Annotated in this window: 21 protein-coding genes and 1 pseudogene; 11 read left to right on the forward strand and 11 right to left on the reverse strand. The window is 66.5% G+C overall.

Features of this window, described 5'->3' with window-relative positions; translation table 11 throughout:
- Positions 1-107: 107 nt before the first annotated feature.
- The 5 genes and pseudogenes from ABZN20_RS17535 to ABZN20_RS17555 form a co-directional block, all read left to right on the forward strand.
- Positions 108-1,892, forward strand: a complete 1,785-nt coding sequence (locus ABZN20_RS17535; RefSeq protein ID WP_255556272.1) for a putative bifunctional diguanylate cyclase/phosphodiesterase — start codon at positions 108-110, stop codon at positions 1,890-1,892.
- A gap of 87 nt (positions 1,893-1,979) precedes the next feature.
- A complete protein-coding gene (gene cobU, locus ABZN20_RS17540; RefSeq protein ID WP_218805715.1) occupies positions 1,980-2,495 on the forward strand; it encodes a bifunctional adenosylcobinamide kinase/adenosylcobinamide-phosphate guanylyltransferase in 516 nt (171 codons plus the stop codon).
- Positions 2,492-3,532, forward strand: coding sequence for a nicotinate-nucleotide--dimethylbenzimidazole phosphoribosyltransferase (gene cobT / locus ABZN20_RS17545; RefSeq protein ID WP_218805716.1), 1,041 nt, complete (start codon positions 2,492-2,494; stop codon positions 3,530-3,532). The genes cobU and cobT overlap by 4 nt, the downstream gene beginning before the upstream one ends.
- Complete coding sequence (gene cobC / locus ABZN20_RS17550; protein ID WP_367026102.1) at positions 3,529-4,122, forward strand: alpha-ribazole phosphatase family protein; 594 nt, start codon at positions 3,529-3,531, stop codon at positions 4,120-4,122. The genes cobT and cobC overlap by 4 nt, the downstream gene beginning before the upstream one ends.
- A 59-nt stretch (positions 4,123-4,181) precedes the next feature.
- Positions 4,182-4,772, forward strand: a pseudogene (locus ABZN20_RS17555) (adenosylcobinamide-GDP ribazoletransferase); the annotation flags it as partial.
- Here the strand turns inward: ABZN20_RS17555 and ABZN20_RS17560 are convergent.
- The 5 genes from ABZN20_RS17560 to ABZN20_RS17580 form a co-directional block, all read right to left on the reverse strand.
- The gene (locus tag ABZN20_RS17560; protein ID WP_367026103.1) at positions 4,701-6,815 is read right to left on the reverse strand and encodes a transglutaminase TgpA family protein; all 2,115 of its coding nucleotides are present in this window, start codon (positions 6,813-6,815) and stop codon (positions 4,701-4,703) included. The pseudogene ABZN20_RS17555 and the gene ABZN20_RS17560 overlap by 72 nt on opposite strands.
- Before the next feature lie 243 nt (positions 6,816-7,058).
- On the reverse strand, positions 7,059-7,349 hold the full coding sequence (locus tag ABZN20_RS17565; RefSeq protein ID WP_367026104.1) for a nucleotidyltransferase family protein: 291 nt from the start codon (positions 7,347-7,349) through the stop codon (positions 7,059-7,061).
- A gap of 34 nt (positions 7,350-7,383) precedes the next feature.
- Positions 7,384-8,349 (reverse strand): DUF58 domain-containing protein, encoded by a 966-nt coding sequence (locus ABZN20_RS17570; protein WP_367026105.1) that lies wholly within the window; start codon positions 8,347-8,349, stop codon positions 7,384-7,386.
- A 13-nt stretch (positions 8,350-8,362) separates the two neighbouring features.
- Complete coding sequence (locus tag ABZN20_RS17575; protein ID WP_218805720.1) at positions 8,363-9,274, reverse strand: AAA family ATPase; 912 nt, start codon at positions 9,272-9,274, stop codon at positions 8,363-8,365.
- Positions 9,275-9,408: 134 nt separating this feature from the next.
- Positions 9,409-9,933 (reverse strand): DUF4136 domain-containing protein, encoded by a 525-nt coding sequence (locus tag ABZN20_RS17580; RefSeq protein ID WP_218805721.1) that lies wholly within the window; start codon positions 9,931-9,933, stop codon positions 9,409-9,411.
- 203 nt (positions 9,934-10,136) lie between these two features.
- Between ABZN20_RS17580 and ABZN20_RS17585 the strand changes: the two genes are divergently transcribed.
- The 3 genes from ABZN20_RS17585 (at position 10,137) to asnB (ending at position 14,284) form a co-directional block, all read left to right on the forward strand.
- Positions 10,137-10,556: a Rap1a/Tai family immunity protein gene (locus ABZN20_RS17585; protein ID WP_218805722.1), complete on the forward strand. Its 420-nt coding sequence runs from the start codon at positions 10,137-10,139 to the stop codon at positions 10,554-10,556.
- Positions 10,557-10,683: 127 nt separating this feature from the next.
- A complete protein-coding gene (locus ABZN20_RS17590) occupies positions 10,684-12,435 on the forward strand; it encodes an ArnT family glycosyltransferase (protein WP_367026106.1) in 1,752 nt (583 codons plus the stop codon).
- Position 12,436: 1 nt separating this feature from the next.
- On the forward strand, positions 12,437-14,284 hold the full coding sequence (asnB, locus tag ABZN20_RS17595) for an asparagine synthase (glutamine-hydrolyzing) (RefSeq protein ID WP_367026107.1): 1,848 nt from the start codon (positions 12,437-12,439) through the stop codon (positions 14,282-14,284).
- A 16-nt stretch (positions 14,285-14,300) separates the two neighbouring features.
- Here the strand turns inward: asnB and ABZN20_RS20115 are convergent, their stop codons facing one another.
- Positions 14,301-14,624, reverse strand: coding sequence for a type II toxin-antitoxin system RelE family toxin (locus ABZN20_RS20115; protein WP_370630342.1), 324 nt, complete (start codon positions 14,622-14,624; stop codon positions 14,301-14,303).
- Here ABZN20_RS20115 and ABZN20_RS17605 point away from each other — a divergent pair.
- Together ABZN20_RS17605 and ABZN20_RS20120 are read left to right on the forward strand one after the other, a co-directional pair.
- Entirely contained in the window at positions 14,560-15,066 is a 507-nt protein-coding gene (locus tag ABZN20_RS17605) for a hypothetical protein (RefSeq protein ID WP_218805725.1), read from the forward strand. The genes ABZN20_RS20115 and ABZN20_RS17605 overlap by 65 nt on opposite strands.
- Positions 15,005-15,304: a hypothetical protein gene (locus tag ABZN20_RS20120; RefSeq protein ID WP_370630343.1), complete on the forward strand. Its 300-nt coding sequence runs from the start codon at positions 15,005-15,007 to the stop codon at positions 15,302-15,304. The genes ABZN20_RS17605 and ABZN20_RS20120 overlap by 62 nt, the downstream gene beginning before the upstream one ends.
- A 241-nt stretch (positions 15,305-15,545) precedes the next feature.
- On the opposite strand, the gene ABZN20_RS17610 is transcribed toward ABZN20_RS20120, so the two are convergent.
- The 5 genes from ABZN20_RS17610 to ABZN20_RS17630 are packed head-to-tail and all read right to left on the reverse strand — an operon-like array spanning position 15,546 to position 19,548.
- A complete protein-coding gene (locus ABZN20_RS17610; protein WP_218805726.1) occupies positions 15,546-16,343 on the reverse strand; it encodes a 5-oxoprolinase subunit PxpA in 798 nt (265 codons plus the stop codon).
- An 8-nt stretch (positions 16,344-16,351) separates the two neighbouring features.
- Entirely contained in the window at positions 16,352-17,341 is a 990-nt protein-coding gene (locus ABZN20_RS17615; protein WP_367026109.1) for a biotin-dependent carboxyltransferase family protein, read from the reverse strand.
- Positions 17,338-18,027: a 5-oxoprolinase subunit PxpB gene (pxpB, locus tag ABZN20_RS17620; RefSeq protein ID WP_367026110.1), complete on the reverse strand. Its 690-nt coding sequence runs from the start codon at positions 18,025-18,027 to the stop codon at positions 17,338-17,340. The genes ABZN20_RS17615 and pxpB overlap by 4 nt, the downstream gene beginning before the upstream one ends.
- A gap of 4 nt (positions 18,028-18,031) precedes the next feature.
- Positions 18,032-18,367: a hypothetical protein gene (locus tag ABZN20_RS17625; protein WP_367026111.1), complete on the reverse strand. Its 336-nt coding sequence runs from the start codon at positions 18,365-18,367 to the stop codon at positions 18,032-18,034.
- Positions 18,364-19,548 carry a hypothetical protein gene (locus ABZN20_RS17630; RefSeq protein ID WP_367026112.1) on the reverse strand — a complete coding sequence of 395 codons (1,185 nt, stop codon included), beginning with the start codon at positions 19,546-19,548 and terminating at the stop codon, positions 18,364-18,366. The genes ABZN20_RS17625 and ABZN20_RS17630 overlap by 4 nt, the downstream gene beginning before the upstream one ends.
- A 475-nt stretch (positions 19,549-20,023) precedes the next feature.
- On the opposite strand from ABZN20_RS17630, the gene ABZN20_RS17635 reads away from it, so the two are divergent.
- Positions 20,024-20,833, forward strand: a complete 810-nt coding sequence (locus ABZN20_RS17635) for a hypothetical protein (protein WP_367026113.1) — start codon at positions 20,024-20,026, stop codon at positions 20,831-20,833.
- Positions 20,834-20,985 lie beyond the last annotated feature (152 nt).

A 20,985-nucleotide genomic window follows, 5' to 3' on the forward strand; every position in this document is an offset into this window, starting at 1 on the left:
CAGAGCATGGTAACGGCATTGGGCGTGCCCCGGCTTGTCACATTACGGTAACGGTCGGCCGCTATGTTGGGTTTCCCGAGTGAATCGAAGCAGGGAGCGTCCTAGCCATGTCGGACTCCAGTGCCATCGAGGCGGGAGCGGGCCAGGGCCACTCCGATCTCTACGCCGGCCGGTTCCCCGTCGACGCCCGGGTCCGGGTACTCGCCCGGCGCTTCCCGCCCTATCATCGCGATTCTCCCTGCCTCGCCATCCTCGACCGCTTTCTGCACGATCCCGCGCTGGCGGCCGCGGCGGTGGTCGACGACGACATGCGGCCGGTGGGCCTGATCGACCGCTATTCGCTGGTGGAGCAGTTCCTCCATCCGTACAGCCGGGACCTCTACCACAAGCGCTCCATCGCCGCGTTCATGGATCCCAGGCCGGTCATCGTGGATGCCGATTCCAGCATCGACGACCTCTCCCGGATCATCATCGACGCCGGCATGCGGCACATGGTCAGCGGTTTCATCGTCACCGAGGGCGGCGTCTATCTGGGCATCGGCAGCGGGCACGACCTGTTCGAGGAGGTCGCCAACCGCAAGCAGAACCATCTGCACTATCTGGCGCATTACGACCAGCTCACCGGCCTGCCGAACCGTCTGCTGTTGAACGACCGTCTCAAGCGCGCCTGTCTGCGGGGTGAGCGCGGGGGATACCGGATCGCGCTGCTGTTCATCGACCTCGACCGTTTCAAGCTGGTCAACGATACCCTGGGGCATGCGGCGGGCGACCAGTTGCTGCAAGGGGTGGCCGGCCGTTTCTCTGCCTGCGTGCGCAAAGTGGATACCGTGGCGCGCCTCGGCGGAGACGAATTCACGGTGTTGCTGGAGCCGGTGCAGGGGTGGGACGAAGCGCTGGCGGCGGCATCCAAGCTGGTGCAGAGCCTCGAACGGCCGTTCCAGATCCAGAACCAGGAGATTACGACTTCGGCAAGCATCGGCGTCGTCCTGTTCCCCGAACACGACACGACGGTCGAAGGCTTGATGCGCAAGGCCGACGCGGCCATGTACCACGCCAAGCGCGAAGGGCGTAACCGGCTCGCGCTGTTCACGGAGGAAATGAATTCGACCGTGGTCGAGCGCGTCACGCTCGAGTCATGCCTGAATACGGCGCTGGAAAAGGGAGAGTTCCACTGCTATTTCCAGCCCCAGATGGCGACGGCGGACAACCGCCTCGTCGGCGTCGAGGTGCTGCTGCGCTGGATCAATCCCACGCTGGGGGTAGTGCCACCCGTGAAATTCATTCCGGTGGCGGAGGAGACCGGCCTGATTCTCCCACTCGGCCTGTGGGTGCTCGAGACGGCCTGTGCGCAGCAGGTCCGGTGGCTTTCCCAGGGGCTGCCGCCTTTGCGGATGGCCGTGAACATCTCGGCCTTGCAGTTCAGGAACCGGGATTTCTGTGACCAGGTCCGCGCGATCGTGCAAAAGACCGGCATCCGCCCGGAGCACCTGGAACTGGAACTGACCGAGAGCGCGGTGATGGCGGACGCGGAAAACTCGGTCGGCATCCTCCGGGAGCTGCGCGATTCCGGCATTCGCCTCGCCATCGACGATTTCGGCACCGGCTATTCGAGCCTGAGCTATCTCAGGAGGTTTCCGCTCGACCGTCTCAAGATCGACCGCTCCTTCGTCAGCGGGATCGAGCGGATCGCCGCCAATGAACTCATCGTCAAGGCCATCGTCGCGCTGGGCGGGAGCTTGGGACTGGACGTCATCGCCGAAGGCGTGGAAACCGCGGAGGAACTGGAGCGCATCAAACGCAGCGGTTGCAGCGAATACCAGGGCTTCCGGCTGTCGGAGCCGCTCACCGCGGAGGATTTCGCGCGCTGGTTCGAAAATTCCCGGTCCATCTGAGCGTCGTCCGCGGTCCCAGTCCGCCTGAGCCCTTACAATGGGCCATGCGGCGGGCATCGCCGCCGGATCGGAAAATAAGACGAACGCATGAAGGAATTGATACTGGGCGGCGCGCGCTCGGGGAAGAGCCGCCACGCCGAACAGCGCGCCTTGCTGTCGGGACTGGAGGTCGTGTATCTCGCGACCGCCATGGCGGGCGATGCCGAAATGGCGGCGCGTATCGGCGGCCACCGGGCGAGGCGTCCCGAATCCTGGCTGACCGTGGAGGAGCCGCTGGCGCTCGCCGCCAGCCTGGAGGAGAACGCCGGCCCCGGCCGGTTCGTCCTGGTGGACTGCCTGACGCTCTGGCTCAGCAATCTGCTGGCCGAGGGCGAGGACGTGTTCCGGCGCGAACGGCAGGCGCTGCTGCGGGTGCTGCCGGGTTTGCCGGGCCCGGTCTGCCTCGTCAGCAACGAAGTCGGCCACGGCATCGTGCCCGTCAATCCGCTGGCGCGCCGTTTCGTCGACGAGGCCGGCTGGCTGCATCAGGAACTCGCCGCGCAGTGCGACCGGGTGGTATGGATTGCCGCCGGCCTGCCCCAGGTGCTGAAGGGGACCTCATGAGCCGGATAGTCCCCGATTTCGCGCCGCCCTGCGCCGAAACCTTCCACCGGGCCTTGCGGCGCCAGGCCGAACTCACCAAGCCGCCGGGATCGCTGGGGCGTCTGGAAAACCTGGCGGTACGCCTGGCCGCCATGCAGGGGAGCGAGCGTCCGTCGCTGGAGCGGATCTGGATCAGCGTGTTCGCCGGCGACCATGGCGTCGCCGAGGAGGGCGTTTCCGCCTATCCCCAGTCGGTCACGCGGGAGATGTGCCGTGTGTTCGTGGCGGGAGGCGCCGCCATCAGCGTCTTGGCGCGGCAGATCGGCGCGGTGCTGGAGGTGGTCGACGCCGGTGTCGCCGGGCCGCTCGCAAGTCCCGGCATCGTCGACGGCCGCGCCGGGTCTGGCACCGCCAATTTCACCCGCGCGGCCGCCATGTCGGAATCCCAGCGCGACAGGGCGCTGGCGGCCGGCGCGGAAGCGGCCTCGCGCGCAAAGCGTTACGGGGCGCAGCTTTTCATCGGCGGCGAGATGGGCATCGCCAATACCACCTCCGCCGCGGCTCTCGCCTGCGCCCTGCTCGGCGTCGGGCCGGAGCGGCTGGCCGGTCCCGGCACCGGGCTCGACGGCGCCGGCGTCCGCCACAAATGCGAGGTGATCGAAACGGCCCTGCGGCTGCACGGGGAAGCGTTGCGCGATCCGGCGGAAATCCTCCGCCGCCTGGGGGGATTCGAGATCGCCGCGCTGATCGGCGCCTATCTCGCTGCCGCCGCGGCCTCGATTCCGGTGCTGGTCGACGGTTTCATCACCACGGTCGCCGCCCTGCTGGCGGTCCGCATGCAGCCGGCCTGCGCGGACTGGTTCCTCTACGCCCACCGCTCGGCCGAGCCGGGCCATCGCCTGGTGCTGGAGGCGCTGGGCGGGGAGCCGCTGATCGATCTGGGCATGCGGCTGGGCGAAGGCAGCGGGGCGGCGGTGGCCGTGCCGCTCTTGCGGGCGGCCTGCGCCCTGCACAACGAGATGGCGACTTTCGCCGAGGCCGGGGTGTCGGGCGGATGAGCCGCGTCACCATCGATCTGCTGCGGCACGGGGAGGTCGATGGCGGCCTGTGCCTGGGCCGGGGATGCGACGTCCCCCTCAATGCCCGGGGCTGGTTGCAGTTGCGAGCGATGCTGCCGGAGCGTCCGCCCTGGACAGGCATCGCCACATCGCCGCTCCGGCGGTGTGTCGAATTCGCCGGCGAGCTGGCCGGACGGCTCGGCCTGGAGCTCCGGGTCGACGAGCGCTTCAGCGAACTGGGCTTCGGCGAATGGGAAGGCAGGCCCTGGTCGGAATTGTACGATCGCCACGGCGAGCAATTGTTGGATTTCCAGCGCCGCCCGGACTGGAACCCCGCTCTGGACGGCGAGCATTACCCGGATTTCGAGCGCCGCGTGGCCGCGGCCTGGGAGGAATTGCTGGGCCTGCCCGGCGAGCGCCACTGGCTGGTGGTGACCCACGCCGGCACCATCCGCGCCATCCTGTGCCGGGTGCTGGAGTTCCCCACGACTCGCCTGTTCGGGATCGACGTTCCCCCTGCCTGCCTGAGCCGCATCGTCCGCGACGGCGAGGATTCGCCGCGGCTGGTGTTCCACGGAGGCCGGCCTTGAACCTCTCGCCTTTCTGGCTGGCGGTGCAGTTCCTGACCCGTCTGCCGGTGCCGCGCGCTGTGGACTTCACCCCGCGCGCTCTGGGCCGGTCGGTCGTGTTCTATCCCGCGGTGGGGCTGTTGATCGGCGCGATCCTGCTGGCCGTCCGGCTGCTGCTGCAGGGTGCCGGTCCCGCACTGGCTTCGGCCTTGGTATTGCTGGTCTGGGTACTCGTCACCGGCGGGCTGCACATCGACGGGCTCGCCGACAGTGCCGACGCCTGGGTGGGCGGCCACGGCGACGCGGAGCGCAGCCTGGAGATCATGAAGGATCCCCGCGCCGGGCCGATCGCCGTCGCCGCCGTCGTCCTGTTGCTGCTGGTGAAATTCGGCGCCCTCGCCGAGCTGTCCGGCGGGTTGCCGCTGCTCATCGCCCCGTTGGCCGCGCGCGGCCTGGTTCCGGCCCTCTTGCTCACCACGCCCTATGTGCGCGAAGGCGGGCTGGGCAGTCCTTTGGCGGAGCATCTGCCGCGGCGGCCGGCCCTCTTCGCCGTGCTGTTCGCGGCGGCGGCGACGCTGGCGGCGCTCGGGCCCTGGCCGCTACTCGTGGCCGCGGCGGTCGCCTGGATACTGCGGGTCATGATGCTGCGGCGCCTCGGCGGTTGTACCGGCGACACCCTCGGCGCCGGCATCGAGATCGCCGAAGCCGCGGTGCTGGTGGCCGCCGCGCTGGCGTGACGGGATTTCCCGCCCCAGCGCCTTCAGGCGCTCGAGCGCGGCGGCTTGCGCTGGGCCGCCGTAGCGGATGGCCAGGAACAGCGCCGTGAACCGGCCGAAGGGTTCGGCCAGGTCGGGCCGGGTTTGGGCGACGCGGGCCGCGAAATCGCGCATGCCTTCGGCGGGCGCGCGGACGAGTCCCTGGCGTTCGAGCTTTCCGGCGACCCGCAGATAGAGCCGCAGCGCCGGATCGGCGACGGTCCGGTCGCGTGGCCACAGCAGGGCGAAGGAGATCAGGGCGAGGAGCCCGAGCAGGCCGGTCAGCCAATAAACCAGGCGGTTCCAGTCGACGACCCCTAAGCGCTCCAGAAACCGGCCCTGGTTCTCCGGCCCATAGGCCAGCACCCACTGCACCCAGGCGTGGTCGACCGCGTCCCACATCAGGCCGGCCTCGCGCATCAGGCCGCGCAGGCTGGACAGCCGGTCCCCCAATGCCTGCGCCACCGGGCTGGCGAACACCACCGCACCGTCGGCGCCGGCCGCGAATTCCAGCTCGCGTTCGATACGCTCCGGCGCGACCGCGGCGGTGGGATCGAAGCGTGTCCAGCCGTTGCCGTCGAGCCAGATTTCCGCCCAGGCATGGGCGTCGGCCTGGGCGACTTCCAGGAAATGGCCCACCGGGTTCCAGTGTCCGCCCTGGTAGCCGGTGATCACCCGCGCCGGGACGCCGGCGACCCGCATCAAGTAGACGAAGGCGCCGGCGTAGTGTTCGCAGAAGCCGCGCCGGGTGTCGAACAGGAAGCCGGCGACCGGATCGCCCTCGATGGCCGGCGGACGCAGGGAATAGATGAACGGTTCCTCGCGGAAATGGCGCAGCGCCCTTTGTGCCAGGGCTTCGGCGGAAGGGTTCTCCAGCAGCCAGCCGTTGACCAGCTCCCGTACCCGTTCGTCGGGCATGCCGGGAATCTGCAAGGCGCGCCGCCGTTCGCCCTCGCTCAATGCGTCGAAAATCGCCGCCGGACGCGAAGACAGGACGTAGCGCCGGCGCTCGCGGATCGGTTCCGCGGCCAGGAGGAAACCGTCCTCGGCGCACGTCAGTTCGGCCGGGAAGGTTTCCGCCGTCTCCAGCGGAAACACCCAGCGCCGCCGTTGCGGCTCCAGGGTGAGGGCATAGCGGTAGCTTGCTCCGGCCGTTTGCGGCGGCCGCCGGGCCGGGAGCGGTTCGTCGTAGCCGGCGGTCCAGCGGCGGCCGTCGTACTGCCAGAACACCGGGCCGCGCCAGTAGCGCTCCTGCGGCGGCGGCAGGGCGCCCTCGAAGTCGACGCGGAAGGCGGTTTCCCGCGACAGCCCGAGCCGGCTGATCGCGCCGGGCTCCATGGAGTCGCTCAAGCCGGTCCGGCCGGCCGGTTCATCCTCCGGCAGCTTCCACAAAGGGCCGGCGATGCGAGGCAGGAACAGGAACAGCACCACCATGACCGGGATCGCCTGCATCACCATCTTCGCACCGAGGCGCAGCCGGCCGGCGAGGCTGAGGCTCTCCCCGCCGTTCAAGCCGATCAGGCAGCTCATCAGCAGCGTGACAACCCCTAAGGTATAGGCGGCGATGGGGATGCTCTGGGAGAACAGGTATTCGGTGACGGCGACGAACAGCGCCAGGTAGACCACCAGGTACAGGTCGCGCAGGCTGCGCATCTCCAGCAGCTTGAGGCCCAACCCGACCAGGAACAGGGCGGTGCCGCCCTCCCGTCCGTAGAACTTGTGGAAGTGCAGATAAACCAGCCCCGCCCCGGCCAGGGTCAGCAGGAACAGGCTGATTCGCGAAGGCAGGGGCGCCTTGCGGTAAAGCGCCGCCAGGCGCCAGCCGCAGGCCAGCCAGACGAAACCGGGGATGTCGAGCGGCAGGTCGGCCGCATGCGGCGTCACCACCAGCGCCAGGGCCGCGCACAGCAGCGGCAGGGTGCGCAGGAGGAGTTCGGGGGGCAGGGGCGGAGGAGGCATGCGCCGGAACGGTCTGTTACAGCGTTTGCAGGGCTGTTCGGATACTAAGCGTAAAGAAATGAATGTCGCATCGCTCGTCATTCCGGCATGGATTGCCGGAATCCAGAAGCCAGGGATGGCAAGGCCGATACGTCCATGTAACCTGGACCTCGGCACTCCCTGCCGAGGTGACGAATGACTTTTCTTCCTTAACGCTTAGTATGCGTATGGAGGTCCGGAAGGTAGTTATGGAGGGTATTCCACTCAAACCGGCCTAGCCTCCGCAAGCACGGTTGCGCGAAATTTTTCGGGTATCGCCTTCGGCGTCAGCACGTCTACCGGCACGCCCAGCAACTGCAACAGTTCGTGCCGGATAGCCCCGATATCGAACAAGGTGGTATCCGGGGTGGGATCGACCAGAAGATCGAGGTCGCTGTTCTCGGTATCGTTGCCGTGGACGACCGATCCGAACACGCGAGGATTGACGGCGCGGTGCGCTTCCACGACGCGGAGGATGGTCTCCCTGTGGTTGTGTAAAGCGTCGGATGGTTTCATGGGCGAGGCCTCGAATGCAGGTGTAATAGGCATTCTACAGTCCGAACAACGCCAGCACTTCCAGGCAGCGGGCCCGATGGGCTTCACCCCGGCCTTTCTCGATCACGGCGCCGGGCAGTCGCAGGCTGTAGGGCGTGCCCGCCGCCTCGGCGTCCAGCACCCAGCGGCACAGGCGGGACAGCCGGGCCTCGATATCGGCGCCGGGCGTGTATTGCCAGTCCAGCGCCAGCTCCGCCGTCTCGCCGCCGGCGTACTGTTTGACGTGTACACCCTGGCCCTTCGCCACCCCTTTCCAGTGGATGCGCTTCAGCGGATCGCCCGGCCGGTAGCCGGAGAAGCCGTAAAAATCCTCCTCTTCGCTGTGGCTTGGTCGTGCACCGTTGCCCAGTTCGGGAATCGCAGGCGGTTCGATCCCCGCGGGGGCAGGGCGGGGATAGACCAGTGCCCGTTGGCGCAGGTTGATCGGAGACCAGGCGCGGAACAATCCCAGCGGGAAGCAGGTGTCGAAGGTCACCGTGGGCAGCGGCAGCCAGCCGCGCTTTTCGGTTTCGGCGTGTAGCGTCAGTGCGGCCGTGGATTCCGGTGCGACCTCGAAGCGGATCGTCGTTGCAGAGCCGGCAAGCCGGGCGCTGAGGCCGAGCCGGTGGATGCGGGAAGGATTGTCCAGATGCAGTTCGAAGCGCGCCGGCTCCCCGGCGAACACCGGCGGCGCCTTGCCGCGGCGCACGCTCAGCCCCGCCAGGTTGCGGAACGCGTACAGCGTGGACTGCATGGCGATGCCGGCAAGCAGGAAGGTCAGGATGAAGGCCAGGTTATTGCTGTAATTGATGGCGGCCAGGAACTGGATGGCCAGCAGCACGGCCAGTCCGAATCCGCGCCGGTTGGGCAGGATGAACACGCGGCGGTGGGTGAGGCGGATCGGCCCGTCCACCGCCTTCTCTCCCCTGAAGAAGCGGCGGAGGTCGAAGCGCTCCTTCCACTCCGTCGCCACGGAAATCATCGCGCGCTCATCCTCAGGGAATGGCGACGTCCCGCAGCAGCGGCGCGACGGCCTCGGCCACACCGCCTCCGCCCGACGCGAGTTTCAGCCGGTGGCCGGCTACGGGCGCCAGGACGGCCTGGATGTCCTCGGGCAGCACCGCCGTGCGTCCGTCCATCAGCGCCCAGGCTTTGGCGGCGTGCAGCAGGGCCAGCCCCGCCCTGGGCGACAGCCCGCTCTGGTAGAGCGGCGATTCCCGGCTGAAATGGAGCAGCGCCTGCAAGTAGTCCAGCAGAGCGGGCGAGGCATGAACGTCGCGGACGCGGCTCTGCTGCGCCAGCAGTTCTTCCGCCGGCAGGCAGACCGGCAGTTGCGGCAGCAAGGCATAGCGTTCTTCCCCCATCAGCAGCTCGCGTTCGGCACGGGGGTCGGGATAGCCCAGCTCGATCCGCATCAGGAAGCGGTCGAGCTGGGATTCCGGCAAAGGGAACGTCCCGATCTGGGAATTCGGGTTCTGGGTGGCAATCACGAAGAACGGCTCGGGGAGCGGACGGGTCTCGCCCTCCACCGTCACCTGCCGTTCCTCCATGGCCTCCAGCAGCGCGCTCTGCGCCCTGGGCGTGGAGCGGTTGATCTCGTCCGCCAGCACCATGGGGTTGAACACCGGGCCGGGATGGAAGCGGAAGCTGTGGGTGGCGGCGTCGTAGATCGAAGAGCCCAGCACGTCGGCCGGCAGCAGATCGCTGGTGAACTGGATGCGCTGGTATTTCAGCCCCAGCAGCGCCGCTAGGGTGCGGGCCAGCGTGGTCTTGCCGACCCCCGGCACGTCCTCGATCAGCAGATGGCCGCGCGCCAGCAGGCAGCAGATGCACAGGCGGATGGGCTGTTCCTTGCCGAGGATGACGGTATTGGCGGTGTCGAGCAGGCGGGAGAAAACGGGGTCCATGTATCGTGCAGAAAGATGGCGGATCGCCTGTCGGCATCCGCTCCATGGGAGTCAAGTAAACGTAGGGCGGAACCGGCTCCTCGGGTTCCGCCGGAACGGACGACCTCTTCGTTCGGGTTGACAGCGGGCGGCCGTCAATATCCCGCCGGTCTCGGCGGGAACCCTTTGAACAGTTTGTCCATCGCCTCCTGCATCAGCGCGGTGTTCTTCTGCGGATCGTCGGAGACGGTGTCCGTCGCGGTGCCGCGCCAGATCGGCTGTTTGGTCCGGCTATCGAACATGTCCACGATGATCGTGCCGACGGTGTATTTGATGACTTCGGACTGCGCCATACCCATGTGGCCGTAGCCGCCCCAGCCGCTGTAGAACGTATCCACCCGTTCCTGTTCCTGGGCCGTCACCTGGGCTCCCAGCGCCACGTCGCTGGGGCCCGCCGCCACCTTGCGCCAGCCTTTGGCGGAGAGCTGGGCGTCCACCATCTGGACTATCCTTTCCTCCATCAGGGGATTGCCGGTTTGCGGCGTCTTGATCCAGGCATAGGTCTTGTATTTCGAAAAATCCGCCACCGGGTCGTAGTCGGTGTGCACCTTGATGTCCAGGTCGGCGCAGGCGGCGGTCATCGCCAGGACGGCGCCGAGCAGGGCTCCTCGAATGTTCATGTTTTCTCCTGAAGGCGTGGCATTCCCCCGGTTCGGGGATGATCTGAGGTTATCATATCGTTTTGTAGAACATCGGAAGGATTTCCCTTGCGTTGCCGAAGCTTTTTTCTGCGGCCGTTGCGGCTAGAATGTCACGGCGAAAATATGCGTCCCGGAGGGTCCGGGGCGGGTCTCATCCTTATGGTTCGAGGGGGCGGAACAACATGAACATCAAGGCGATTGCGGCAGGGGCGATATTGGCGGCGGATATTTGCGGAACGCCGGCCGGCGCGGTGACGGCGGACGATTTCGTCATCCACGATGCGAAGGATCTGGCGGATCTATGCGCGACGCAGCCCGCCGATCCGGCCCACGTCGCCGCTCTCCAGTTCTGCTACGGTTACATGCAGGGCGCGTACGACTATTACCTGGCCGAGCGCCAGGGGCCCGATGTCGAGCACTTCGTCTGTCTGCCCAAGCCGGCGCCGTCCCGCGAGGAAGTCGCCCGCCTGTTCCTCGCCTGGCTCAAGGCGCATCCGGGGCACGACAAGGAAGCGGCCGTCGAAGTGCTGTTCCAGTTCGGCGCGGACAAATGGCCTTGCCCGGAGAAGAAAAAGGCCGCGACCTCCGAGCCCAAATCCTAAAGGCCGTTCCCGCCGCTTCCGCCGGAGCGCGTCCTCGGCGCTCCGATGTCCCCGGCCGGTCCGTCTTCCGGGAACGGTCCGGCGGGCTTTCCATTTCCCATCCGCGATTGAGCAACCATTCCCACGTATGTCCATCCCTGTCACGACCGCCGGCGTCCCGGCACGGAGCTTGGAGCGCTGGCTGCCGGCGTTCGCCTTTCTTTTCGCCGCATTCCTGCTGTTCACGCACCTGGGCGACGCGCCGCTGCTGAGCCCGGACGAGGGGCGCAACGCCCAGGTCGCGCGGGAGATGCGCGAGAGCGGCGCCTGGCTGGTGCCGACCTATGACGGCCTGACCTACCTGGACAAGCCGGCCTTCTATTTCAAGACGGTGGCCCTGTCGTTCGCGCTGTTCGGGGAGTCCGAGGCGGTGGCGCGGCTGTCTTCGGCGCTGTTCGCGCTGTCGCTGCTGGCCGCGCTGTTCCTGTTCTGCCGCCGGGTCTACGACACGCGCACGGCCAGTCTCGCGGTGCTGGTGGTGGCGGCGACGCCCTTGTACTGGGCCTTCGCCCGGATCGTCATCTTCGACATGACGCTGGCGTTCTTCGTGTGCTCCGCCGTCTTCGCCTGCTATCTGGCGGAAGAATACGAGGGCAGGCAGCGGGAACGCTGGTACCGGGTCGGCGCCCTGGCGGCGGGCTTCGCAACCCTGGTGAAGGGGCCGGTCGGCTTCATCGTGCCCAGCCTCGTCGTCGCGGCGTTCAACAAGCTCGACGGGCGCGAGGGCGCCCTGCGGCGCTGCTTCGCCTGGCCGAACTGGCTGATCTTCCTGGCGGTGGTGCTGCCCTGGTTCGTCGGCGTGTCGCTGCAATGCCCGGATTTCCCCTATTACGGGATCATGAAGGAGTCGGTGTCCCGCTTCACCACCACCGAATTCCGCCGTACCCAGCCGTTCTATTTCTACGCCGTCATCATCGCGAGCTGCTTCTTCGCCTGGAGCCTGCTGCTGCCGGAGTCGATCGTGGCGGCCTGGCGGGCCCGGCGGCGCTGGTCGCGGCCGGACCGGCTGTTCATCGTCTGGGCCGTCGTGGTGGTTGCATTCTTCTCCATGTCGCAATCCAAGCTGCCCGGCTACATCCTGACCGCCGTCGTCGCCCTCGGGGTGCTCGCCGCCCGCGTTTTCGCCCTCGCGCTGGCGAACGGGGCGGGGCGGGCCGCAGCCATCGTGCATCGCGGCACCGTCGCGCTGTTCGCTCTCGCCGCGCCGGTGGCCGTCGTCTGCGCCACCGCCGCATCCGATGCCCTGTGGCTGGAGCGGGTGCTGGGGCTGAAGCGCAAGACGGCGGAATTTCTCCAGCCGGGTTTGTTGGCGATGGTCGTCTCGCTGGGCGTGGTGACCGCGCTGGCCGCGTTCGCCTGGCGGCGGCGCGATTTCAGGGTGGCATTCGCCGCCTTTCTCAGCTTTCCGGCGCTGCTGATCACGCTGAATTTCGATCTGCTCGCGGACTATGCCGACAGCCGCTCGGGGCGCCGGCTGGCGGCGCACATGCCGGATCTGCCCGCCGAGGTGGAAATCGCCTGCCTGGATTGCCTGCCCAACGGTCTGCCGTTTTATCTCAAGCGGTTGATCACCGTCATCAGCGACGAAGGGCGGGAGTTCACCAGCAACTATGTGCTGTTCAGCCTCAAGAGCGGCAAGCCCTGGCCGGAGCGGGTGGTGCCGCTGGCGCAGCGGGATGCCTGGCTGGCCGGCCGCGACCACCCGGTGTTCCTGATGGCGCGGGGGGACGACGTGGAGCAGCTCGATACGATTGCCGAAAAATACGGTGCCAGCCAGATCGAACTGGGGTTCGGCTATTGGGGGGTCCTGCTGGCTCCTCACCAGAAGGAAGGACTTTGACATGTGCGGGATCAGCGGACTGGTGCAGTTGGAAGGCGCGGCCGACAGGAGCGCGATGCGGCGCAGCGTGGAAACCATGGTCAAGGCGCTGGCCCACCGCGGTCCCGACGACTCCGGCGTGGCCGGCGACGGCGCGGCGGTGTTCGGCATGGCCCGCCTGGCGATCCGCGGCTGCCACGACGGCAAACAGCCGATGGTGGATGCCGAGACCGGCGTGATGATGGTCTGCAACGGCGAGATCGACAACCACGCCGAACTCCGCGGCTGGCTGGCGGAGCGCGGGAGGGTGGTCGAGCACGCGACCGACGTGGCCGTGATCCCTGGACTCTACCTCGAGCTGGGCGATGCCTTCGTCGAGCGGCTGGTCGGCGCCTTTGCCCTCGCCGTCTGGGACCCCCGCAATGGCCGGTTGCTGCTCGCCCGCGACCGGGCCGGCGAGCGTCCGCTGTTCTACGCTTGCCGCGACGGCCGGGTCGGCTTCGCCTCCCAGGCGGCCGCGCTGGTGGCTGGGAGCAGCGAGCCGTATCCGGCCGACAAGGCGGCTGTACAGGCATTCCTCAAGGCCGGCTATTTCGAGGCCCCGGCCAGCCCCTTCGCCGGCATGCGGAAAGTGCTGCCGGGCGAGCGGATCGCCATCGACGTCAAGGGCGTCGAGAGCACCCGCTACTGGCGCCTGAATTTCACCCGCGGCCCGGCGCGCAAGAATCCCCTGGACGAGTTCGACGCGGTGTTCCGCGAGGCGGTGCGCCGCCAGAGCGAAGTCGAGGTCGATTTCGGCGCCTTCTTGAGCGGCGGGGTCGATTCCTCCCTGGTCACGGCGGTGATGCGCAGCGTCCATCCGGACCGCAAACTCAAGGCCTTCGGCCTGCGCTTCGGCGAAAGTTCCTACGACGAAGGCGTCTTCGCCGAGCGCGTGGCCGAATCCTTGGGGGTCGACTACACCCCGATCTGGGTACGGCCCGAAGATTTCCCCGAGACCATCGCCGATCTGGTCCGCCAGTCCGGCGAGCCGCTGGCCGATCCGGCCTGGGTGCCCACTGCCCTGCTGGCCCGGCGCGCCTCCGACGAGGTGCGGGTGGCGCTGGTGGGGGAGGGCGCGGACGAATTGTTCGGCGGCTATCCCACCTATTTCGGCGCCCGCATGGCCGAGCGCTACAGCCGCCTGCCGGGAGGACTGCGGGCGTTGATCCGCAAGGCGGTGGAAGCCTGGCCGGTGAGCGACAAGAAAGTGACGGTGTCGTTCCTGCTCAAGCGCTTCGTCCAGGGCGACGAACTGGATTTCCTGGCGCGCCACGTTCTGTGGACGTCCAGCATTTCGCCCGCGCTGCTGCGGCGGCTGAGCGTGACGCCGCCCGAAGCGGCGCGTGTCGCCGGCCCCCGCGAAACCATGCTCGACCGGCTGCAGCAGCACGACCTGGAAACCTCCCTGGCCGAGGGCCTGCTGACCAAGGCCGACCGCGCCAGCATGCGCTCCGCGCTGGAGCTGCGGGCGCCGTTCCTGGACAAGGACGTGATCGAATTCGCCGCCACCCTGCCCGAGCGCGACCGCGTGCAAGGCCTGGAAACCAAGGTGTTCCTCAAGCGCATGGCGCTGCGCTATCTGCCGAAGGACATCGTCTACCGCAAGAAGCGAGGACTGTCCGTGCCGCTGAGCGCCTGGCTGCGGGGTCCCTTGCATGATTGGGCCGAAGCCCGGATTTCCAATCCGCGTCTGGAAGAAATCGGCATCGACCGCACCGCCGCCCTGGACCTGCTGCGCGAGCACGACCGCCGCAGCGCCGACCATGCCCGCGCGCTGTGGACCTTGATCGTCGTGAGCGAATGGCTGGAGTGGAAGGCCGGGGTTTAAGGGTACCCGGATTCGTTCACCGCTTGACTGCGGTCTGGTAGACGGCGTCGCGCTCGCGTTTGCCCACGGCCACGACCAGTACGAGCAGTTCGGAATCCCGAACTTCATACACCAGGCGGTAGCCCGCCGATCGCAGTTTGATCTGGTAGCGGTCATTCCGTCCGGACAACTGTGCCGCCGGAACGCGTGGATCGGCCAAGCGTTCGACCCGCTTCTTTGTAGCCGGCTCATACGACAAGCTCCAGCGCATCCTGGCCGGCGACGACTGGGAGAAGGTGATCAACGGCAACGCCGATCCGCTGTACCGGCTCAGGCGGGTAGGGGATATCATGCCGGCCATGGACGATTTAAGCCAAGGAATACTCAAAGGACTGCTAGGGCGGGCAGAGGCCTCCAAAGCGAAAGGGGCTGACTTGCTTAGGGACCTGTGGATAAATCCAGGTGGATTCGATCGGCATGTCGTCAAGCGCGTTACACGGGGTCACGCCGAAGATGCTGGTGATTACGCGTCCAAGACGTTTGGAGCAATTGCCGCCGCAAGGAAGCTGGTAATCGCTATGCCAGCCAATAAGGATGGCTTGGTGAGCGGAAAGATCAGCGCCGTGATGGACCGGTGGGTAGTGATTTTTAGCGAAGACGGGCGCATAGTGACATCCTACCCTTTCGACCCAAACAAGGTGACATTCGAAGAGCGTCACCGCCAGAACGGGGACAGCATCCATGAGTGCACTATCAGCAGAGAAATTAGCCGACTATTTGCACGAGTATTCGGTCTATCTTGAATACTGGTCCCCAGACGAAGGGGACAGCCATGAAATGCTCGGGGCGCGGGAAATACTGGGCAAGAACGCCGGACGCCTGACATCCGCAGAGGCTGAGGAGCTGGCGAGGCTCGACCGGAAGGCTATACGGCTGATGCAGACTTATCGCGGAAGGGACACGTGGGACGTGAAGATGCTCAGAGAGACCGCACGGCTGGCTCACGAGCACTTGACGTCTCGGGAAGCATCTGCCGCCTAATTATCTCCGGTCGAAACGGAGTTTTCCGCTCTCACCCGCACTTTTTCCGGAATCACTACTTCCCAGGTATCGCAACACGCCTTTGACGGGTACTCGGCTTCGGTTTCGTCTTGCCGGCGGACGATGCAGAATGTCTGGGATTCCGGCCAATGAATCGAGCAACGGATGGTTCGGCTCGATGCGCGTCAGCGTCAAAGTTGTCCCTGACCGTGTCATCACGACGAAAGCCTTGGGGGGAGCCTTACACCGGCTGCCGGGCGGCTGCGTCGGGGAGCCATCCGCCCAAGGCCGCCAAGCCGATGCCCCGTCCCGCCAGTTCCATGCGCAGGCGCCGGGCGAAGGCCGCGGCGTCCGGACCGTCGCCGTGCAGGCAGAGGGTGTCCACGGGTATCGCGATGACCGTCCCGTCGCGGGCGGTCACCTCGCCGCGCTCCACCATGCTCAGGACTTGGGCGACGGCTTCGGCCGGATTCCCGATCAGGGCGTCGGGCCGGCTGCGCGGTGTCAGGGTGCCGTCCGGTTCGTAGCGGCGGTCGGCGAAGCCTTCCCGCGCGACCGCCAGGCCCGCCGCCTCTCCGGCCTGGACGAGATGCGAGCCAGCGGGTCCCACCAGGATGAGGTTCGCGTCGAAGGCTCGGACCGCGGCGGCAACCGCTTCGGCCATGGCCGCATCGGACGCCGCTTGGCCGTACAGCGCGCCGTGCGGCTTGACGTGGACCAGCCGCGCGCCGGCGGCCCTGGCGAAACCGGCCAGCGCGCCGATCTGGTAGAGCACCAGGTTGCGGATTTCGTCCGGACGCAATGCCATGGGGCGGCGCCCGAAGCCCTGGCGGTCCGGTAGCGATGGGTGGGCGCCGAGGGCGACGCCACGGCTCACTGCGAGACGTACCGTTTCCGCCATGACGTCCGGATCGCCGGCGTGGAAGCCGCAGGCGATGTTGGCCGAGGTGACCAGTTCCAGCAGGATGTCGTCCTGGCCCATGCGCCAGGGGCCGAAGCTTTCGCCGAGATCGGCGTTGAGGTCGATGGTTCGTGCCATGCGAGTTCTCATGAGGATGGGCTGTTCAATGGCCAGCGCAGGCCCAGGCTGGTGCGCAGCCGGCGGAGCTGGAGGGCGCGGATGCGGTACAGCGTCTGCGCTCGTTCCACCGGAATGGGTTCGAAGCGGACGGTCTCTCCCGGTCTCAACTGTGCGAGCCGCGGATGGTCGACGCTCGCCACCGTGCCCAGCACCGGATAGCCACCGGTGGTCTGGCGGTCCGCCCCCAGCAGGATGGGCTGGCCGCCCGGCGGCAGTTGCAGCGTGCCGAAGGTGACGCCGGCGGAGAGCCGTTCGGCTGCGGCCAGGCGCAACGGCGGCCCTTCCAGGCGCAAGCCCATCCGGTCGGACGCCTGGCCGACCCGGAAGGCGTCCGCCTCGAGCGCGCGCCGGTCTTCGTCGGGCAGGGTCTGCCAGGCCGGTCCCGGAATCAGGCGCAGCCGCGCCGGGTATTCCAGCGGCAGCGCCCTGTTCCACGCCGCGGACCAGGCTGGTACGTAAGGGCGTGACGGGTCGTCCGGCAGGGCCAAGCCGCTTTCGCCCGTCTCGATGACATCGCCCTTGCCGAGCGGACGTCCCCCCAATCCTCCGAACCCCGCCCGAAGGTCGGTGCCGCGGCTGCCCAGCACAAGCCCGACTTCGAAACCGCCGGCCACCGCCAGATAGGGGCGGCAGCCCAGGCGAGGCCTGCCGAAGCCGAGCCGCGAGCCGGCGGGCAGCCACACCGGCCGCCAGCAGGCGAGCGGCCTGCCGTCCACTTCCGCGGAGAGATCGGCGCCGGTGAGGGACACCCAGGCGCCGCGCTCGAAGCTCAGTCTGGGGCCCTGGAGCGTCATTTCCAACACCGCGGCTGCCGGCGGATTGCCCACCAGTGCATTGGCGATGGCGGCGGAGTAGCTGTCCATGGCGCCGCCCGGCGTCACGCCCAGATGCTGGCAGCCGGGCCGGCCCAGGTCCTGCAGTGTGCTCAGGAGGCCGGGATGTTCGACCCGGATCACCGGTCCTTCCCCCTCATGCGCGACTCGAATTCGTCCGGTCCGATCGGCACGAAGCGCAGCCGGTCGCCCGGAGCCAAGAGGCAAGGTGGCTCGCGCAGCGGATCGAACAGGCGCAGGGGTGTGCGGCCGATGAGCCGCCAGCCGCCAGGACTGGCCTGCGGATAGATGCCGGTCTGCTCCCCTGCGATCCCTACCGCTCCCGCCGGTACGCTGGAACGCGGCGTGCCGCGGCGGGGCGTCGCCAAGTCCGGATCGAGGCCGCCCAGATAGGCGAATCCCGGCGTGAAGCCGAGAAAATACACGAGGTATTCGCCGCCGCTGTGACGGGCGATCACCTCGTCCGGGGTGAGCCCGCAATGGCGGGCCACTTCGTCCAGGTCCGGCCCGTGCTCACCGCCGTAGCAGACCGGGATGAGGAGATGCCGGTCTTCGAGGGCGGTGCCGTCTTCGTCCGCGAGGTAAGGCGTCACCGCTTCGACCAGTCTGTCATGGCTCCAAACGCCAGGATCGTAATGCAGCGTCAGGCTGGCGTAAGCCGGGACCCGGTCGGTGACGCCGGGCAGGCCGGCCAGCGCCTTCGACAGGGCGACTGCACGCCGGTTCAGCGCCGGATCGATCCGGTCGCCGAAAACGATCAGCAGGGCGCTGTCGCCCAGCGGCGCGAGGCGGGGCGGGCTGAGGCTCATGGGCTCACGTCTGGCGCTCGGCTTTCAGTTCCGAGTCGTCGCCACGATGTATGAAGATGCGTCCCTCGGCCTGCTCGCCGCAGGTACGAAGCCAGCCGCGTCCGCTCACCGGATCGTTCTCGTCGAAACCCGACCAGGAAAAATCGAAGCGCGGTCTGCCATCGATCGTTTCGATCCGTCCGTCGAGATCGCCCTGTACCAGGCCGAACTGGAAACTGCCGGTCAGGTCCTTACGGATCGTGATGTGAGCCGGCACTTCCATGTCGAAATAGTCGGCATCCCACTGTTCCATTTCCGTGATGCGCCACGTGCCCGCGAAGGCGGAAGCGGCTTTTATCATGCTTCCCCTCGGCCGATCCCGGCCTTGTCGAGTCGGGCAACCCAAGCGGCGCGTTTGCCATGGCTGGCCTGCAAGCGGGCCAGGCCCAGGTCGAAATCGGCAGGTCGCCCCGCCAAAGCCAGCGCGTCGGCAAGTTCCCTCACCGCGTGGAGCGCCTGATCGTAAGCGGCTCCGGAACCCCGTTGCAGCGTCTCGTCGACGGATGCCCATATTTCATCGGCCTGCTCGGACAGTCGGCGGAGATACTTTTCCCGCTCTTCACGTTGCCGGGCCGCCAGGGCGTCCGCTGCCCGCCGTTCGCGATCCAGCCGAGCCGTTCGGGCCTCGTCATAGCCTTCCGCGATCCGGGCGAGAGTACGGCGCTCCGCGTATGCCTGCCCAGGCCGCTGTTGCGACCGTTGCCATGCGAGGAAGCGCCCTTTCAGCTCCCGTTCGGCCTGCTGGCCGGCTCCGGCGAGCAGGAGGCGGAGAGTTTTCCGCATGTCTTCCGGTGACTGCAGCGACAGCCAGGCATCGGCCTGGCCGTCCGAGTCTGCGGAGTCCTCCGTATTCGGGCTCGCCACAGCCGCAGCCGAGAGCCAGTCGGGGTCGATCAGCAGGAATTCCACCAGCGCCGCCTGGGCGGGCGTGAGGGACTGCAGGCCAGGCGGTACCGGCGGTTCGACGTCCGTGTCATCCACTTCATCGTTGCAGACCCGTGCGAGCCAGCCAAGGTACAAGGGCCGCAAGTCGCCCCGGAGCAACTCATCGCGCAGGGGCAGCAGCCGGGTCATCCAGCCTGGTCCGTCGGCTTCGGTCCAGAATCGCTCCAACTCCCCGGAGTCGTCATGAAAGCACCAGTCGAGAATCCAATGACTTGCGGTGCGATGGACGCCGAAGGCGCTGTCAAGGCCGTCCGGTGATGGTGGGGTGAACCCATTCAGGGTGGCCTCGTCGAATGTCCCGCGCGGCAGGCGCAGCAGCAGGCGGCAGCTGCCCCAGTTGGCGGAGTAGACATGGGCGTCGAAATACCGCTCTACCCATGCCAGCGGATCCCCCTTGAGATCGCCCCAGTGGTATTCGTTGATGAAGCCGGTCGCGGTAATGGCGGCGCGTGACGAGTGGGAACGCAGTTCGGTCTGTTGTTGGGGCGTCAGCGGCCGGTCGACAGCCGCGAATTCGTAGTATTGGTATTCGCTCATGGAAAGACGTCAGGCTTGGTGAAGGGGCGGATTAGGTCAACTCGAAAGTCTACTTCGATTGAGAGGGAGGGGGCCAGGCATGGTGTCGAGATTTCACGTTCCAGTGAGGGGAACGCGGCGTGCTTGAATTTCGGGTCGAGCGGCTGCCTTGCCACAGAATCCCACCACGAAGTCTCCCCCTGATCCTCAGCTATCGAGACCGGTGGCCCGGAAGTTCGCCGAGTGCCCGCCTATTATTCCTTCCCTTGCTTTATTTCGTAACTGGGCCTAACGTTCTGAATGTGGCGTCGAAGGTAAGCTCAAACTGCTTGAGGTCGATTGCATCGCATTCATGGGACGCCGCTTGCATTGCGACCACAATTAAGGGCCAATGCGTCGGAGCGTCAGTCAAGGTTATTTCATAACGATTTCCAGGCTCCCCCGCTTTTTTTCCTAAATGCTGGCCAAGACAGAAAACGACCATTAGGAGAGCGAAATGAAACTTACAAAGCCCCTTCTTGAATTGCTCGCAGCAATGGCATTGTTCCTTTCCTTTGTATCTGCGGTCAATGCCGATGTTGCCGCTGACTATCTGCTCGATCGTCCTGCATTCAAAGCCACCACGAAATCGACCGATAGCCTGACATTTAACCTATATGATGACCAGGCGTGCACCCACCAGGTATTTACTCACAGCCTGTTGGCGGGAGATTCCTCTATTTCTTATGAAAAGCCGACCACCCAAAAGGTGAAAGGAGGGACAGCACCAGCGAAGACGATTCTCCTGCATACCACCCTTCCGTTCACGACGCCTCCAGGACCTCTCTATCTCGTAGTCACTGGCCCCGGCATAGTTCCCGTGGGTGGGGCATGCCAGGTTCAGATCGGAACTGGGCCATACCGTTCTCGATATTTTACTTCCGGCGCGCTCAATACCCACTCCCTCGATGCGACATCTACGTTCCAGAAGATCGACGACTTTTTGACATTCAACAAAGCGGACGTGGGCAGCCGTATCGAAGTCACTCTGAATGCGCTCGTTTTAGGGGGTAACTTTAGCGGTACCAATGGGGTCCAATTTCAGGTGAGAATAGACGGCAACCCGCCAACACAAGGAAACCTGGGTGCCATCACGACCACAAACACGAGAGAGTTCCTTTCTATTTTTGCGGTCTTCGAAGGGCTTCCCGCGGGAAGTCATACCGTCAGCGTATGGGCGAGGAGCGCCCCAGCCGGTACGTCAAATGGCGTAACGCTGGATGCCGGCGGCTGGGGCGGTCGCATCATAGTGAAGGAAACTTACTGATTCTGTCGATGTATCTGGCCGGTCGATGGCGTATGGAAGCGCCATCCGCCGGCTATCTGATCCCTGCCACGTTGGCGTGGTGCCCTGTCTCAAATCCGGAGTTGGCCGATCCGGGCTCCAGGCGGGATATTCCGGATATCGCGGCCAGGGGG

The organism is Methylococcus sp. ANG (assembly GCF_040730495.1).
Taxonomy (GTDB): Bacteria; Pseudomonadota; Gammaproteobacteria; order Methylococcales; family Methylococcaceae; genus Methylococcus.